This is a genomic window from Embleya sp. NPDC005971 (assembly GCF_040629175.1).
GTDB lineage: Bacteria > Actinomycetota > Actinomycetes > Streptomycetales > Streptomycetaceae > Embleya.
The window spans coordinates 30,472-43,913 of record NZ_JBEXUX010000027.1; the positions used below are offsets into that span (position 1 = coordinate 30,472).

Below are 13,442 nucleotides of genomic sequence, written 5' to 3' on the forward strand. Positions count from 1 at the left end.
TGTCGGCGTTTCGCGTTGACATTTGCTACCGTACATGTACGGTACTCGTACGGCTAGCGGCCTCAAGGGGTCGGCGGGGCAAACCTCAGGAGCGACACCATGGACGACAGCCCTTCGAAACCCACCGCTCCGCGCAAACGCGCCCCTCGCGGAAGCCTCGACCGGGCGCGGGTGGTCGCCGCCGCCACCTCGATCATGGACTCGGACGGCATCGAGGCGATCACGATGCGGCGCATCGCCGACGAACTCGACGTGCGCCCGATGTCGCTGTACACCCACTTCCGGAGCAAGGACGAAGTCCTCGCCGCGGTCTACGACAACGCGATCGCCGCGGTACAGGTGCCGGCGGTGGAGGAAGGCATCGAGGGCATCCGCACGCTGCTGCGGTCGTACTTCCGACTGATGGTCGAGCACGCCGAAGTCGCCCGCATCCATCTCGCCGTCAACGCCTCCGGCCCCAGCGACCTACGGATCAGCGAGACGCTCTACGCCGTCCTGCTGACCCACGGCATGGGCGTCCGCGACGCGGTGGGAATGGTCGCGACCCTGATCCGCTTCACGATCGGCGCCGCCACCTTGTATCCGACACGCAAGCCGGCGGACGAGGACCCGGAGGCGTGGTCGAAGACACAGCGCAGCATGCAAGCCCTCCCCGCCCGGGAGTATCCGACGCTGCACGCCTTGGGGCTGGGACTTCCCGCCTTCACCCAGGAGGAGCTCTTCGAGCACGGGCTCGATCTCATCCTTCGACAGATCCCGTCCCCGTAGGCGGATCCGGCGAAGTCTCCCTGGGCTTTCAGCACATCACTGCTTGAAAGGGATACATCGTGGACACGTTCACGACCGCCGACTACCGCCGCGCCGAGCAACTGCTGCCGCACAACGCGGCGCGCCTCGTTCCGGGCGCGAAGATCCGCCCGAACTGGGAGGACGGCACCGACAGGTTCTGGTACCGCGTCGACACCGCACAGGGCCGCCGATTCGTACTGGTCGACCCCGCCGTCGGCCGTCGCGAAGCCGCATTCGACCACGACCGCCTGGCCGCCGCCCTGTCGTCGGCCTCCGGCACGGCGGTGGATGGAACACACCTTCCGTTCACCTCGATCAGCCGCAGCGGCGACACCGTCGAATTCACCGCGTTCGACGCCCGATGGCGGTACGCACCCGACGACGACCGATGCACCCGGATCGACCCGCCCGAGCAGACCGCCCCGCACGAGCGGCCCTCACCCGACGGCACATGGGTCGCGTTCGTACGCGACCACAACGTCTGGGTGCGCTCGACCGACCGCTCCCACGAGTTCGCCCTCACCGGCGACGGCGAGAAGGACTTCGACTACGGATCGAACATCGACGTGGCGGTGTCGCGGATCATGCTCCGCAACGCGGGCGTCACCCCGCCCCCGATGCTGGCCTGGTCACCCGACTCACGCCGACTCGTCACCCACCGGATCGACCAACGGCACCTGCGCGAACAGGTGTTGGTCGAGTCGACCCCCCGCGACGGCGGGCCGCCGGTGGCGCACTCCCTCCGCTACGCCATGCCGCAGGACGAACAGCACGCCCGCATGCAATTCGTCGTCCTGGACGTGACGCGCCGTACGGCGGTGTGGGAGGCGACCGGCCCGTCGCACATCGGCCACCTGTCCCCGTTCGCGCGCGGCTGGGTCCGGTGGTCCCACGACGGAGCGTCCCTGCATTTCCTGCGACAGCCCCGCTACGCCCGCTCGCTCGGGCTGTACCGCCTCGATCCCGACACGGGCGCCGTCGACCTCCTCGTGGACGAGCACGGCACCACCCGAGTGGAACCGGCACAACCGATCTTCGACCGACCGATGGTCCGAGTGCTGAGCACCGGTGAGGTCCTGTGGTACTCCCAACGTGACGGCTGGGGACACCTGTACCTCTACCCCGCACCCCCGCGGCCGCCGGGCCCCGCCTCGACCGACGAGCGAGAGTCGACCCGGGTCACGACGGGGGCTTGGGCGGTCCGCAGCATCCTCCACGTCGACGAGGAGGACCGCACCGTCCTGTTCCTCGCCTCCGGGCTGGTGCCCGGTGAGCCCTACGCCCGGCAACTGTGCGCCGTCGGACTCGACGGCACCGGATTCACCAATCACAGCGACGACGCGTTCGATCACGAGGTCGTCGTCGCCCCGTCCGGCACCCACCTCCTCGACACGGCCTCCGCCGTGGACACACCACCGCGGACCGTCGTGCGCGATGCCGCCGGCGCGACCGTGGTCGAACTCGAGCGACCCGACACCGCGTTGCTGGTCGCCGCGGGCTGGACGCCACCGGAGCGGTTCAGCGTCAAGGGCGCCGACGGGGTCACCGACATCCACGGCACGCTCTGGCGCCCACACGGTTTCGATCCGTCGCGGCGGTATCCGCTGGTCGATTCGGCCTACCCGGGTCCTCAGATCATGCGTGCCACTGCGGGCTTCGCCAACCCCCACTTCGTGTCGCCGGAAACGCTCGCCGCCCTGGGATTCGCCGTCGTCACGGTGGACGGACGCGGCACCCCCGGTCGCAGCAAGGCCTTCCACGACGCCTCCTACGGCAACCTCGGCAACGCCGGCTTCCTCGAAGACCACGTCGCCGCGATCCACCAACTGGCCGACCGCCACCGCTGGATCGACCTCGACCGGGTGGGCATCGCCGGCGCGTCCGGCGGCGGCTTCGCCACCGTGCGGGCCATGCTCACCCACCCCGACCTGTACAAGGTCGGTGTCGCCCTGTGCGGCAACCACGACATCCGCCACTACCTGGCCCTGTGGGCGGACACCTACCTCGGCGAAGGCACCGAGGAGCAATGGGCCGACGTCGCCAATCCGCGCCTGGCCGCCAACCTGGCCGGGAAGCTGCTGCTCGTCCACGGCGAACTCGACGACAACGTCCTGCCGTACCAGACCCTCAACCTCGTCGACGCCCTGATCGACGCCGACAAGGACTTCGACCTGCTCGTCGTCCCCGGCGTCGAACACAACTTCATGGGCCGCGATCACTACGTCACGCGCCGGATGTGGGACCACCTCGTCCGACACCTGCTCGGGACGCAACCACCCTCGGGATACGCGCTGCGGCCCTTCCCCGCCGGCGCCGAACACCTCGCCGAACTACTCGGATAGGCCCACTCGCGAATCCCCCGACCGGGATCGGGAGTCGCCTCCTCCCGTACGGGCGCCGGGCCGCACCGCGGCCTCGACCACCTTCACCGGCTCGATCATCGAGCCGGTCTCCGGGCACCCCATCCGCGACCGGACGCGCTCGTGCGACGACAGCGGCCGAACGCTTCCAGCGCGATCTGCGGCTGCGCCGAGCCCGCGCCACGCACCCCACCACCACCGACCAACCGCCGTGATCCCCGATCAGGAGAATCGTCATGAACGCTGAAGTCGGATCCATACACAAGGCAAGACCGGGCGCCACGCCCTTCATCCTCACCGTGGTGCTGTCCGTCTACACCGCGCTGGAAGCGATGCTGATCCCGGCCCTGCCGCAAATCCGGGCCGATCTCGACGCCTCGCCCCAGGCGGTCACCTGGGCCTTCACCGGCCTGCTGCTCGTCGGCGCCGTCGCGACCCCGGTGATCGGCCGCCTGTGCGACATCGCCGACAAACGCCGGGTCCTCATCGCCGTCGTCGCCGTCGTGCTCGTCGGCATCGTCGTGTCCGCGACGGCGAACTCGGTGGGACAACTGATCGCGGGGCAGATGATCCAGGGCGTCGGAGCCGGACTGCAACCCCTCGCCATCGGCCTGCTCAACGACACCCAACCCGCGCACCGACTCAAGCCCGCCATCGGCCTGATCGTCGGCGCGACGGCACTGGCCGCCGCGTTCGGCCTCCTGGCCTCCGGCTGGATCATCAGCGCGCTGTCGTTCACCTGGCTGTTCTGGATCCCGCTGACCGTCATGTTCGTCGCACTCGTCGCCGTCTGTCAGATCGTGCCCGAGTGCCCGGCCGCGGGCAGCGGATCGATCGACTGGCTCGGCGCCGTCCTCCTGGGCTCCGGACTGGTCGCCCTGCTGCTGGGCCTGACGGTCGCACCCGAACACGGCTGGACCTCCGCGCCGTTCCTCGTCCGCGTCGCGATCGCGGCCGTGCTGCTCGGCCTGTTCGTACCCACCGAACTCCGCACGACACACCCGTTGATCGACCTGCGCGGACTCCGGAACCGACCGGTCGTCCTGACCTGCGTGGTGGCGTTCGTCGTCGGGTTCGGCACATTCGCCCTGTACGTCGTGGTGCCCAGCCTGGCCAGTCTCCCCACGAGCACCGGATACGGACTCGGAGCCGACACCGCCACCGTCGGGCTACTGCTCCTGCCCCTCGGGATATTCGCTCTGGCGAGTTCTCCGCTCACCCCCCACGCGGAGCGTATCCTCGGCACCCGCGGCGTGATGGCCCTGAGCACCGCACTCATCGTCGGCTCCAGCCTGCTGCTGCTCCTCGCCCACGGCAACGCCGCGGCCCTCTACCTCGCCAGTGCCGTGTGCGGTATCGGGATCGGCCTCAGCACGACCCAGTCGATGAACATCGTGGTCAGCGTCGTCCCCGCCGACCGCACTGCGAGCGTGGCCGGCACCGCGTTCGTCCTGCGCAGCATCGGCGCCACCCTCGGTGGCCAGATCGGCGCCAGTGTGCTCGCGTCCGATCCCGTACCCGGCACACCGATACCGAGCTGGGACGCCTACACGACCACCTTCGTGATCAGCGCGGCGGTCGGCATGATCGCGCTCGCCCTCAGCGTCGCGCTGCCCCGACGTCTGCCTGCCCCGGCCCTTGCGTGACCCCCGAACTCGTCACCCCACTCCCGACAGCACCGGCTCCCAGTCGCACGGCACCCGAAGGCCGGGGAACCCGCAGCCGTCGGCCGCGTAGGTGACCAGGCCGGCTCGAGGCTGCCACTCGTGGCCCGGACCAACCGTGACGGATGCCTGCCGAGGCGGGGATTCCCTCCAGGCCCCGGAGTCGGGGGGAATCCCCAACGTGATGCCGTCGAGTCGGCTCCTCACGCCGCAGTCGGACCGGCTTCCGGATCGCGTGTCCATTCCTTGTGCGCTTCGCGTCGATACGTGCTAACGTACTTGTACGGTAGCAATACCGTACAAGTACGGGACGGTGGCCTCGCATGGTCGCCGGGGCGAATCCCAGGAGCGACACCATGGACTTCGAACCCACCGCTCCGCGGAAACGATCACCACGCGGAACCCTCGACCGGGCGCAGGCGGTCGCCACCGCAGCGACGGTCCCGAATTCGGACACCGACACCGCCCGCGGTATCGGAACCTGCCTCGGCCCGGCCTGGTCAACGCACACCGTGCTCGACCCGGGACCCGGCAAGCGCACCGCGAACGTGCCCGGCACCTCCCGCACCGCATGGCCGGTGAGCACGCTCGCCCCCGGCGCCGCGCCCCCCATACGCCTCCCCGTCCCGACGCCGGCACGACCCGGGGATCGGTCACCGACACGTTCGGACCGCACTTCAAGGAATCGTCATGAACACCCCGGTCGATGACATGCACCCCGTCTACCAGGTCGACGTTCCCATCCGTGATCCCAGGACGGACGCACGCGGCATCCACGTGCTCACCGGAAACGCCGCCACGGCCGAGGACGCCCTGACCACGGCCCACCACGTCTACGCCCAGGCCGTCCACCACCACACCACTGGCACCCTCCCCTCCCGGCGCCCCGACGGCTGGGGCGTCCGCGGCCTGCGCCCGGATTGGGAACCCGACTGGTCCGGGGCGACCTGCCACCCCTGGACCGGGACCCTGGAGACGATGGCATTGTTCAACCCCATCCACTGACTGCCCCGGCGCAGCGGAGGGAAGCTCGTCGGACTCCTCCCGGGGTCCCGGTAGTACTCGTCGAAAAAACATCGAAGTAGCCCCTGACCTGGGCGGCGAGGCCAGGGCCACACCCTTCGCGCCACCGCCCCGTCGAGGCGCAATGGTCGACGCCGCCCGTGGCCCTCGCCCCGGGTCACGCCCCGGTCGGGGTCGGCCCGGCGATTGCCGGCCGCGCGCCCGGGTTTCGCGCCCGAGGGCGTCTGCGCCGCGCTCGGGGGCTGACCTGATCGGCGCCATGGGCGGTGGTCGGGGAGCGCGTGCTCCCACGCAGGACGGCGCCTGCGCGGGCCGCCGATGCGGCGTGATCGGGTGCTCGACGCACTCGGCGACCGGACGGGTCAGCGTTTGCGTGCCACCAGGCCGTAGCAGCCGATGTCTGCCGGGTCGAGGAGTTCGGCGCCGGGTTCCGGGTGCCAGTGGGAGACGATTTCGACGCCGGGGTCGAGGAGTTCCCAACCTTCGGGGACGAGCGCTTCGACCTCGGCGCGGCTGCGCAACTGCATCGAAATGCCCGACTTTCGGTATACGGTGGCGCCGCCGCCGGTGCCGACCGGGTCGAAGTCGCCGGTCAGATGCGAGAGCACCAGGTGGCTGCCGGAAGGCAGTCGGTGGGTCAGCCGGTGCAGCATCTCCGTGGGTTTCTCGTCGTCCGGGACGAAGTGCAAAATCGCGAGCAGCATGACGGCCAGGGGCCGTTCCAGGTCCAGGGACCCGGTGAGCGCGGGGTGGTCCAGGATCGCGTCCGGTTCGCGCACATCGGCGTCGATGTACGCGGTCTTCCCGTCGGCATGGCTGCTCAGCAGCGCACGGGCGTGCGCCAGCACGATGGGGTCGTTGTCGACGTACACCACCCGGGATTCCGGCGCGATCTTCTGGGCCGCGTCGTGTGTGTTGCGACCCTCGACGGGGATGCCGGTGCCGAGATCGAGGAACTGCCGTATCCCGAGCCGGGCCAGGTGGTCGACCGCCCGCAGCAGGAACGCCCGGTTCGCCCGCGCCGCGGTGCGCGCGTAGGGGACGGCGAGCAGTGTCTGTTCGCCGGCTTCCCGGTCGGGCGCGAAGTTCGTCTTGCCGCCCAGGAAGTAGTCGTAGATGCGCGCCGAGTGCGGCCTGGTGGTGTCGATCTCCGGCGGAGTCCAGCCCGCGATCAGGGCCTCCTGCTCGGGCGAACGCTCAAAGCCGGAGTCCATCGGATCGTTGCCCCCATCTCGAACTGCACCAGTGGGCGGGCCTGTTGCACCGGTCCCTTGATCGAATCATGCAACGCCATGCTACTCGGCCGTCGCCGCGCCTCGGAACGCCCCCCACCTGGCCTTCACCTCTCCGGCCGACCTCCGACGCAAGGCCGAAAGCCGGCCCGGGAGGTGCGCCACGGCGGACGCGGCACCACCGACTCGCGCCCCTCGCCCCGGCGTTGAGCACAATGGCATCGCCAATAACACGCAACCCACAGGTTGCACTTGACATGCCGACGTGCAATCATCGGGTTGCGCCTGAAACGACAACGAGGAGTCCCGATGAGTGCAGACCGGATCGAACGCGAGACGTTGATCGCGGCTTCCCTGGAGCGGGTATGGTCGCTGGTGGCCGTCCCCGGGTTCTGGGTGGCCGACGAGGGGAGCGTGGCAGGCACCGTGGCCGAGGAGGGCATGTCGCTGCTCGCGAAGAATTCCGAAGTGGGTGAGGTCTCGGTGCGTGTGGAGAAGGTCGAGCCGCCGACGTACGTGGCCTATCGCTGGGCCAGTGCGTTCCCCGGGGAGGAACTGCGTGCGGACAACAGCACCCTGGTGGAATTCACGCTGAGCCGGGAAGGCGACAAGACACTTCTGCGCGTGGTCGAGAGCGGGTTCGCCGCACTGGGCCTGTCCGAGGACCGGCGCGACCACACGCTGCGGTCCAACTCCCACGGCTGGCCCCGGGTGTTCGACGCGGTCAAGGGCCGCGCCGAACAGGTCGGGTGAGCGCCGAGGGGGGTCGCGGCCCCGCCGAGGGCGTCGACAACGTCCTGACCGCGCTCGCCGACCCGACGCGACGTCGACTCCTCGACGTACTCGCCGCACAGGGCGACGCAACCGCGACCACGCTCGCCGACGGGCTGCCCATCTCGCGCCAGGCGGTGGTCAAACACCTCGCCGTCCTGGATGCCGCCGGACTGGTCTCCGGCGCCCGCGTCGGGCGGGAAGTGCGGTACGTGGTGCGGCCCGCCGCCCTGGACACGACGGCCCGCTGGATGTCCACGCTCGCCGCCGACTGGGATCGACGCCTGGCCACGATCAAGCGCCTCGCCGAGGCAGCCGAGCGCGAAGAGAGCTAGCCACCAGGAAATACGGATACGACCCCTGCCCGGCCACCCGCCCGTCTTGGCGCGCGCGGCTTCGAGGGCGGGTCCGGAAAAGGCACTCATGGCACACCCCCTGCTGCGGGGTGTCCTGAGCGTGCCGTGAAGACGAGCGCAGCGCAGACCCGGCGTGACGCCGGGCGGGCTCCGCCGGCCGCCGCCACCGCACACCACCACACACCGCAACCCCGCGCGTCGGCACGGGACCGGCGCAACGCCTCGTCGCCTCGATGCCTGAACGCCTGGACGCCTGGACGCCTGAACGCCTTGCGGGAATCCCCCGCCGGCCGCCGGGTCCACTTCGATTCGCCGGTACCCATCGACCGGGGCCGACTCAGGCAACTCCCGTACGTCTTCCGGGACTTCACACCATCCCCAGGACTACGCCGCCTTGGATCGATCGCCCGGCCGCCCGCCCGATGCCGTGCCGCCGGTCACCCCTACCGGATTCTCGAGAAAGGCAACCGTCCCGTGACCACCACCGCGACTTCCCCGCCCCGCTTCACCGGACGACAGCGACTGATCCTGCTGGTCCTGCTCGGTGCCGGGTTCATGTTGTCCGCCGACTTCTCCATCCTGAACGTCGCACTGCCGGAAGTGGGCGAGGGCGTCGGACTGGAGCCACCCGCCCTGCCCTGGATCGCCTCCGCCTATGCCCTGCCCGCAGCGGGCTTCACGCTCCTGTTCGGCCGGTTGGCCGACCTGTTCGGCCGCCGCCTGCTCTTTCTCACCGGCATCGTCCTGCTGGCCGTGGCCTCGCTGCTCGGCGGGTTCGCCACCACTCCCGAGATGCTCCTGTCCGCCCGCGCCCTTCAGGGCCTGTCCACCGCCCTGTCCGTCCCGGCCTCGCTGTCCCTGCTCACCACCACGTTCCACGAGGGCGCGATGCGCGATCGCATCCTGGGCCTGAACGGCGCGCTGCTCTCCGGCGGCTTCACCGTCGGCGCGCTCCTCGGCGGCTCGCTGGTGAGCCTGCTGAGCTGGCGTACGGCGTTCTTCATCAACGTGCCCGTGGCCGTACTCATCCTCGTCCTCACGCCGCTTCTGATCAGCGAGAGCAAGGTGCCCGAACGGGTCGAGCCCGACCTGCCCGGCGCGATCACCGTGACCGGCGGCCTGCTGGCCGTCGTCTACGCCGTCATCGAGCAGAACATCCCGGCCGCTGTCGTCGGCATCGTGCTGCTGGCCGCGTTCTGGCTGATCGAACTGCGCGCCGCCGCACCGCTCGTCCCGCTCCGCATCCTCAGGCGACCGACCGTCATGTGGGGAAACTACGCCGGTCTCGTGGTGTTCACGATGGAGACGGCGATGATCTTCCTGATGACGCTGTACCTCCAGCACATCCTCGAATTCAACCCGCTCGCCACCGGCCTGATCTTCGGCGTTCCGGGATTGGCGGCGGTACTGGCGGGCCCGACCGCCGGTCGTCTCATCGGCCGCCACGGCTACCGCAAGGTGCTGCCCATCGGCCTGACCGTCCAGGGCCTCGCCACGGTCCCGCTCATCTTCGTCGGCTCCGACCGCATCGGGCTGGCCCTGCTGATCCCCGCGCTGTTCGTCGGCTTCTTCGGACACGTGACGGCCATCGTGGCGTACACGGTCACGGCCACCTCCGGCCTGCCCAATGAGGAACAGGGCCTGGCGACCGGTCTCACCACGATGACCCAGAACATCGCCATCACGATCGGCATCCCGATCCTGAGCGCGATCGCCGCCACGCAGGACGCGGAACCGGCCGGGATCCGGCTGGCCCTGATCGTGAACGTGGTCGTCACGTTCGTCAGTGTCGTCCTCATCCGGATCGGTCTGCGACCGCGCGCGGAGGAGAACATCGGCGCGCCTGCCGTGCCGGCGACGCACGAGGTCTGAGGCCCGTTTCCCGACGAAGGCCCGACCGCGTGCACCACAACGGCCGTCCGGCTCCGGTGCCCGTTCGTCGCGGCCTCCCCCGCTCCGGAATGAGGCGAACGCCCCGACACTGTCGGGGCGTTCGCCTCACTTGGCCAACCCGGTGACTCGCGCTGCCCGTGGTGAGTGGTGCCCCACCAACATCGCCCGCCCCACCACCGGGAAGCCAGGAAACAGCGATCAAACCACTCGGTCGTGTAACGGCATCGCCGCCTGTGGGCGCGCGGTCTCGCGAGCGAGATCGCGTGCAACCGACCCCACACGCCGGCCCGACGAACGCGCAGGTGCCCGGTCGGCGCGGCGGCGTGCCGGCGGCCACCCCGATAGGGCCTGCGGCGACGGACGGTCTCGCCGATCCGGGGCGGACGCTCAGCCGCAGCAGCCGGTTTCGGCCGGTCGCGGGTCGAGCGGGGCCCGGGTCGGGGCGGGCGTGGGGACGCCGCTGTCGGTGGCGGGCAGGCAGCAGGCCGAGCCCTCGTCCTTGGCCAACTTGTCGGCCTCGCCCTTGACGACGTATACCTCCCACGGCTCCCCGCCGGGGCCGTGCACCCAGGTCTTGTCCTGGATCGCGTAGCAACACGCGGTGTCGTTCTCCTCCAGGGTGGCCAGGCCCGCCTCGGCGAGCCGGGCGGTCGCGGCGGTGACCTGCTCGGTGGTCTCCACCTCGACCCCGAGGTGGTCCAGCACCGTCGGCTCGCCCTCCGTGCCCTGGATCAGGACGAGCTTGAGCGGCGGCTCGGCGATGGCGAAGTTGGCGTAGCCGTCGCGGAGCTTGGCCGGTTCGGCACCGAAAAGCTTGCTGTAGAAGGCGATCGAGGCGTCGAGGTCGGCGACGCGCAGGGCAAGTTGGACGCGGGACATGACGGAGACCTCCGGGTCGAAGCGGCTGTATTGACATCTGTCGATATCAAAACCTTGCCATCGGCATCGACGACTGTCAATATCGACACATGTCGAATCCGAAGGTGCTTCCGCTCCTGGCAACAGCGGCCGACGCAGAGGTCGTGCCGTGCTGCGCGCCGCTGTCGCGCGAGCCACTGGCGGTCGCGGACTCCGAGCGCATCGCGGCGATGTTCAAGGCACTCGGCGATCCGGTGCGCCTGCGGCTGTTCTCGCTGATCGCCTCGCATGAGGGCGGCGAGGCGTGCGTGTGCGACATCCAGGACGTCGGGGTCTCCCAGCCGACCGTGTCGCACCACCTGAAGAAGCTCCGCGACGCCGGGTTGGTGACCTCCGAGCGGCGGGGCACGTGGGTGTACTACCGGGTCGCCCCACCTGTGGTGGCCGCCCTCGCGGGAGTGCTGGACCTGTCCTCGTGAACGGCAGTCCCACCCGGGACGCCGAAGCGGCGGTGGACGCACAGCCCGGGCCGGGCGCCACCCCGCCACCGGTACGGCCCGCCCTACGCGCGGCCGCGGAGCCGGTCGGTACGGCCGCACCGGTCGTGGTCGGCGCCGGCATCCAGGCGACCGAGCCGACCGACGACGTCGGCGTGCGGCTGCTCGCGAACACGATCGCGACCGTGTTCGGCCGCGGCGCCGACCGCTCCGCCCGGCCCCGGGAAGGGAATCCGAGGGCCGACAAGCCCTTTGTCCTCTCACCCGCGCCCACAACGCGGGCCGCTCACCCACGGCCGCGGGCCTCCTGATCGACATCGCCGACCGGCTCCCCGAGCTCCTCCCCGACGACGCCTGACGGGTATCGCGGTATCGCGTACGGGAGGTCCGGACCGGGTGTCCGACGGCGATGAGTTTCGCCGCGGCTTCAAGTCTTCATCCTCGACACCCGATCACAAGATCACCCGCATTCGAGGAGAGCATCATGACCGCCACCTACACCTTCGACGTCTTCTCCAGCCTCGACGGCTTCGGCGGCGCCGGCGGCGACTGGGCCGGCTACTGGGGCAAGCAGGGCCCGGATTTCCTCGAACACCGCCTCGCCCAGTACCGCGCGGAGCAGCGGATGGTCTTCGGGGCCAACACGTTCCGGGCCTTCGTACGCATGCTCGCCGTCGGCACGGAGGGGTCCGAGGTGCGCGACCCGTGGGTCACCCGGATGACGCATGCGCCGGCAACGGTGGTGTCGACCACCCTGGAGGGTCCCCTCGACTGGCCGGATGCGACCGTCGTGAGCGGCGACGCCGTCGATGTCGTCGCCCGGCTCAAGGAGGAGTCCGACGTGCCGTTGCGCTCGCACGGCAGCCTGTCGATGAACCGGGCGCTGATGGCCGCCGGTCTGGTCGACCGCGTCCAGGTGACGATCTTCCCGGTGATCACCGGCCGGACCGGACTGGACCCGATCTTCCGCGGCGCCGCCGACTTCGACCTCGATCTGATCGAGCACCGGACCCTCGACGGCAACATCCAGGAACTCGTCTACCGACCCACCCTGCACGGCTGAGAGGCAATGGCGTCGGGCGTGCCGTCGGTGACCGTCCCCGGCGGCGCGGACATCCCTTGCATCGTCGGCCCGGCGGTCGCCTCGGTGCTCTCCTGCGGGTGGGCGCGCCACAGCACGAATCCGCCCGTCCGGACCATTCGCCCCGCCGAGCCACGGGCCGGCGCCGCCGCCCGGAGGGTGGGGTGGCCCGAGGTCACCGCAGCGGCCCGGCTCGGTCGCCGAGGCCGGTCGCGGCCCGGGCGACCAGCTTCCCCACGCGTGTGCAGCCGGCTTCGTCGAGGCGGCCGGACGGGGCACTGACGATCAGTGCGGCGATCGGTCGGCCGGTCGCGTCGAGGACCGCCGCCCCGACGCTGGCGACGCCCGCGTCCACCGCCCCCAGGCTGAGCGACCAGCCGCGGTCGCGGGTGCCGGTCAACTCCCGCCGGAAGACCTCGTCGTGCGGATCGATGCCGGACAGATCCCACTCGTCGGGAGGTGTGGCCGCGCACATCGCGAGCCCGGCCGCACTGGTGGCCGCCGGGAACACCAGCCCGATCCGCGGGACGGTGCGCACCAGTTGCCGACTCTCCGCGACATCGACCGCGACGATGCGCCCGGCGTCGGGCACCGCGAGGATCACCGTCTCGCCGGTCGCCTCGCGCAGGTCCGCCAACACGGGGCGCGCGCGGGTCAGCAGATCGTCCCGGCGCCGCGCCTGAGCCGCCAGGACCAGCGGGCGGGTGGTCAACTTCCATCGGGTCGACGGTTCGGTGGTGGGCCGCAGCCAGCCACCCGCGTGCAGCGTGACCAGGATCCGCTGCAGGGCGCTCTTGTCCACCCCGGTGATCCGAGCCAGCTCCGCGACCCCGACCGGCTCGTGCTCGGCGATGACGTCGAGCACCTCCAGGGCGCGCGCAAGGCTTTGCAGGGGCTTGACGGCCATCGGGCTCCCTC

At 70.5% G+C, this 13,442-nt stretch carries 12 protein-coding genes and 1 pseudogene; 10 read left to right on the forward strand and 3 right to left on the reverse strand.

What is annotated here, in order from left to right:
- Nucleotides 1-99: 99 nt before the first annotated feature.
- The 4 genes from ABZ374_RS23630 (at nt 100) to ABZ374_RS23645 (ending at nt 5,818) form a co-directional block, all read left to right on the forward strand.
- Nucleotides 100-768: a TetR/AcrR family transcriptional regulator C-terminal domain-containing protein gene (locus ABZ374_RS23630; RefSeq protein WP_360314131.1), complete on the forward strand. Its 669-nt coding sequence runs from the start codon at nt 100-102 to the stop codon at nt 766-768.
- A 59-nt stretch (nt 769-827) separates the two neighbouring features.
- Nucleotides 828-3,131, forward strand: a complete 2,304-nt coding sequence (locus tag ABZ374_RS23635; RefSeq protein ID WP_360314133.1) for a DPP IV N-terminal domain-containing protein — start codon at nt 828-830, stop codon at nt 3,129-3,131.
- A 254-nt stretch (nt 3,132-3,385) separates the two neighbouring features.
- The gene (locus ABZ374_RS23640; RefSeq protein ID WP_360314135.1) at nt 3,386-4,795 is read left to right on the forward strand and encodes an MFS transporter; all 1,410 of its coding nucleotides are present in this window, start codon (nt 3,386-3,388) and stop codon (nt 4,793-4,795) included.
- A 708-nt stretch (nt 4,796-5,503) separates the two neighbouring features.
- Entirely contained in the window at nt 5,504-5,818 is a 315-nt protein-coding gene (locus ABZ374_RS23645; protein ID WP_360314137.1) for a hypothetical protein, read from the forward strand.
- Nucleotides 5,819-6,198: 380 nt separating this feature from the next.
- Here ABZ374_RS23645 and ABZ374_RS23650 read toward each other — a convergent pair whose 3' ends face one another.
- On the reverse strand, nt 6,199-7,050 hold the full coding sequence (locus ABZ374_RS23650; RefSeq protein ID WP_360314139.1) for an SAM-dependent methyltransferase: 852 nt from the start codon (nt 7,048-7,050) through the stop codon (nt 6,199-6,201).
- A gap of 327 nt (nt 7,051-7,377) precedes the next feature.
- On the opposite strand from ABZ374_RS23650, the gene ABZ374_RS23655 reads away from it, so the two are divergent.
- The 3 genes from ABZ374_RS23655 to ABZ374_RS23665 all read left to right on the forward strand — a co-directional run bounded on the left by ABZ374_RS23655 (nt 7,378) and on the right by ABZ374_RS23665 (nt 10,067).
- Nucleotides 7,378-7,821 carry an SRPBCC domain-containing protein gene (locus tag ABZ374_RS23655; protein ID WP_360314141.1) on the forward strand — a complete coding sequence of 148 codons (444 nt, stop codon included), beginning with the start codon at nt 7,378-7,380 and terminating at the stop codon, nt 7,819-7,821.
- Nucleotides 7,818-8,174: a metalloregulator ArsR/SmtB family transcription factor gene (locus ABZ374_RS23660; protein WP_360314143.1), complete on the forward strand. Its 357-nt coding sequence runs from the start codon at nt 7,818-7,820 to the stop codon at nt 8,172-8,174. The genes ABZ374_RS23655 and ABZ374_RS23660 overlap by 4 nt, the downstream gene beginning before the upstream one ends.
- 495 nt (nt 8,175-8,669) lie before the next feature.
- Entirely contained in the window at nt 8,670-10,067 is a 1,398-nt protein-coding gene (locus tag ABZ374_RS23665) for an MFS transporter (protein ID WP_360314145.1), read from the forward strand.
- 408 nt (nt 10,068-10,475) lie between these two features.
- Here ABZ374_RS23665 and ABZ374_RS23670 read toward each other — a convergent pair whose 3' ends face one another.
- Nucleotides 10,476-10,967, reverse strand: coding sequence for an ArsI/CadI family heavy metal resistance metalloenzyme (locus tag ABZ374_RS23670; RefSeq protein ID WP_360314147.1), 492 nt, complete (start codon nt 10,965-10,967; stop codon nt 10,476-10,478).
- An 89-nt stretch (nt 10,968-11,056) separates the two neighbouring features.
- Here ABZ374_RS23670 and ABZ374_RS23675 point away from each other — a divergent pair, with 89 nt between their 5' ends.
- The 3 genes and pseudogenes from ABZ374_RS23675 to ABZ374_RS23685 all read left to right on the forward strand — a co-directional run bounded on the left by ABZ374_RS23675 (nt 11,057) and on the right by ABZ374_RS23685 (nt 12,506).
- The gene (locus ABZ374_RS23675) at nt 11,057-11,425 is read left to right on the forward strand and encodes a metalloregulator ArsR/SmtB family transcription factor (RefSeq protein ID WP_360314149.1); all 369 of its coding nucleotides are present in this window, start codon (nt 11,057-11,059) and stop codon (nt 11,423-11,425) included.
- Nucleotides 11,422-11,643: pseudogene (locus ABZ374_RS23680) on the forward strand (aquaporin family protein); the annotation flags it as partial. The gene ABZ374_RS23675 and the pseudogene ABZ374_RS23680, both read left to right, overlap by 4 nt.
- A 284-nt stretch (nt 11,644-11,927) precedes the next feature.
- Nucleotides 11,928-12,506: a dihydrofolate reductase family protein gene (locus ABZ374_RS23685; RefSeq protein ID WP_360314151.1), complete on the forward strand. Its 579-nt coding sequence runs from the start codon at nt 11,928-11,930 to the stop codon at nt 12,504-12,506.
- A 193-nt stretch (nt 12,507-12,699) separates the two neighbouring features.
- On the opposite strand, the gene ABZ374_RS23690 is transcribed toward ABZ374_RS23685, so the two are convergent.
- On the reverse strand, nt 12,700-13,431 hold the full coding sequence (locus tag ABZ374_RS23690; protein ID WP_360314153.1) for an IclR family transcriptional regulator: 732 nt from the start codon (nt 13,429-13,431) through the stop codon (nt 12,700-12,702).
- Nucleotides 13,432-13,442 lie beyond the last annotated feature (11 nt).

Coding starts and splice junctions, on each gene's coding strand:
- ABZ374_RS23670 (WP_360314147.1), bottom strand. CDS start 10,967: ATGTCCCGCGTCCAACTTGCCCTGCGCGTCGCCGACCTCGACGCCTCG.
- ABZ374_RS23655 (WP_360314141.1), top strand. CDS start 7,378: ATGAGTGCAGACCGGATCGAACGCGAGACGTTGATCGCGGCTTCCCTG.
- ABZ374_RS23675 (WP_360314149.1), top strand. CDS start 11,057: ATGTCGAATCCGAAGGTGCTTCCGCTCCTGGCAACAGCGGCCGACGCA.
- ABZ374_RS23690 (WP_360314153.1), bottom strand. CDS start 13,431: ATGGCCGTCAAGCCCCTGCAAAGCCTTGCGCGCGCCCTGGAGGTGCTC.
- ABZ374_RS23645 (WP_360314137.1), top strand. CDS start 5,504: ATGAACACCCCGGTCGATGACATGCACCCCGTCTACCAGGTCGACGTT.
- ABZ374_RS23630 (WP_360314131.1), top strand. CDS start 100: ATGGACGACAGCCCTTCGAAACCCACCGCTCCGCGCAAACGCGCCCCT.
- ABZ374_RS23650 (WP_360314139.1), bottom strand. CDS start 7,050: ATGGACTCCGGCTTTGAGCGTTCGCCCGAGCAGGAGGCCCTGATCGCG.
- ABZ374_RS23685 (WP_360314151.1), top strand. CDS start 11,928: ATGACCGCCACCTACACCTTCGACGTCTTCTCCAGCCTCGACGGCTTC.
- ABZ374_RS23640 (WP_360314135.1), top strand. CDS start 3,386: ATGAACGCTGAAGTCGGATCCATACACAAGGCAAGACCGGGCGCCACG.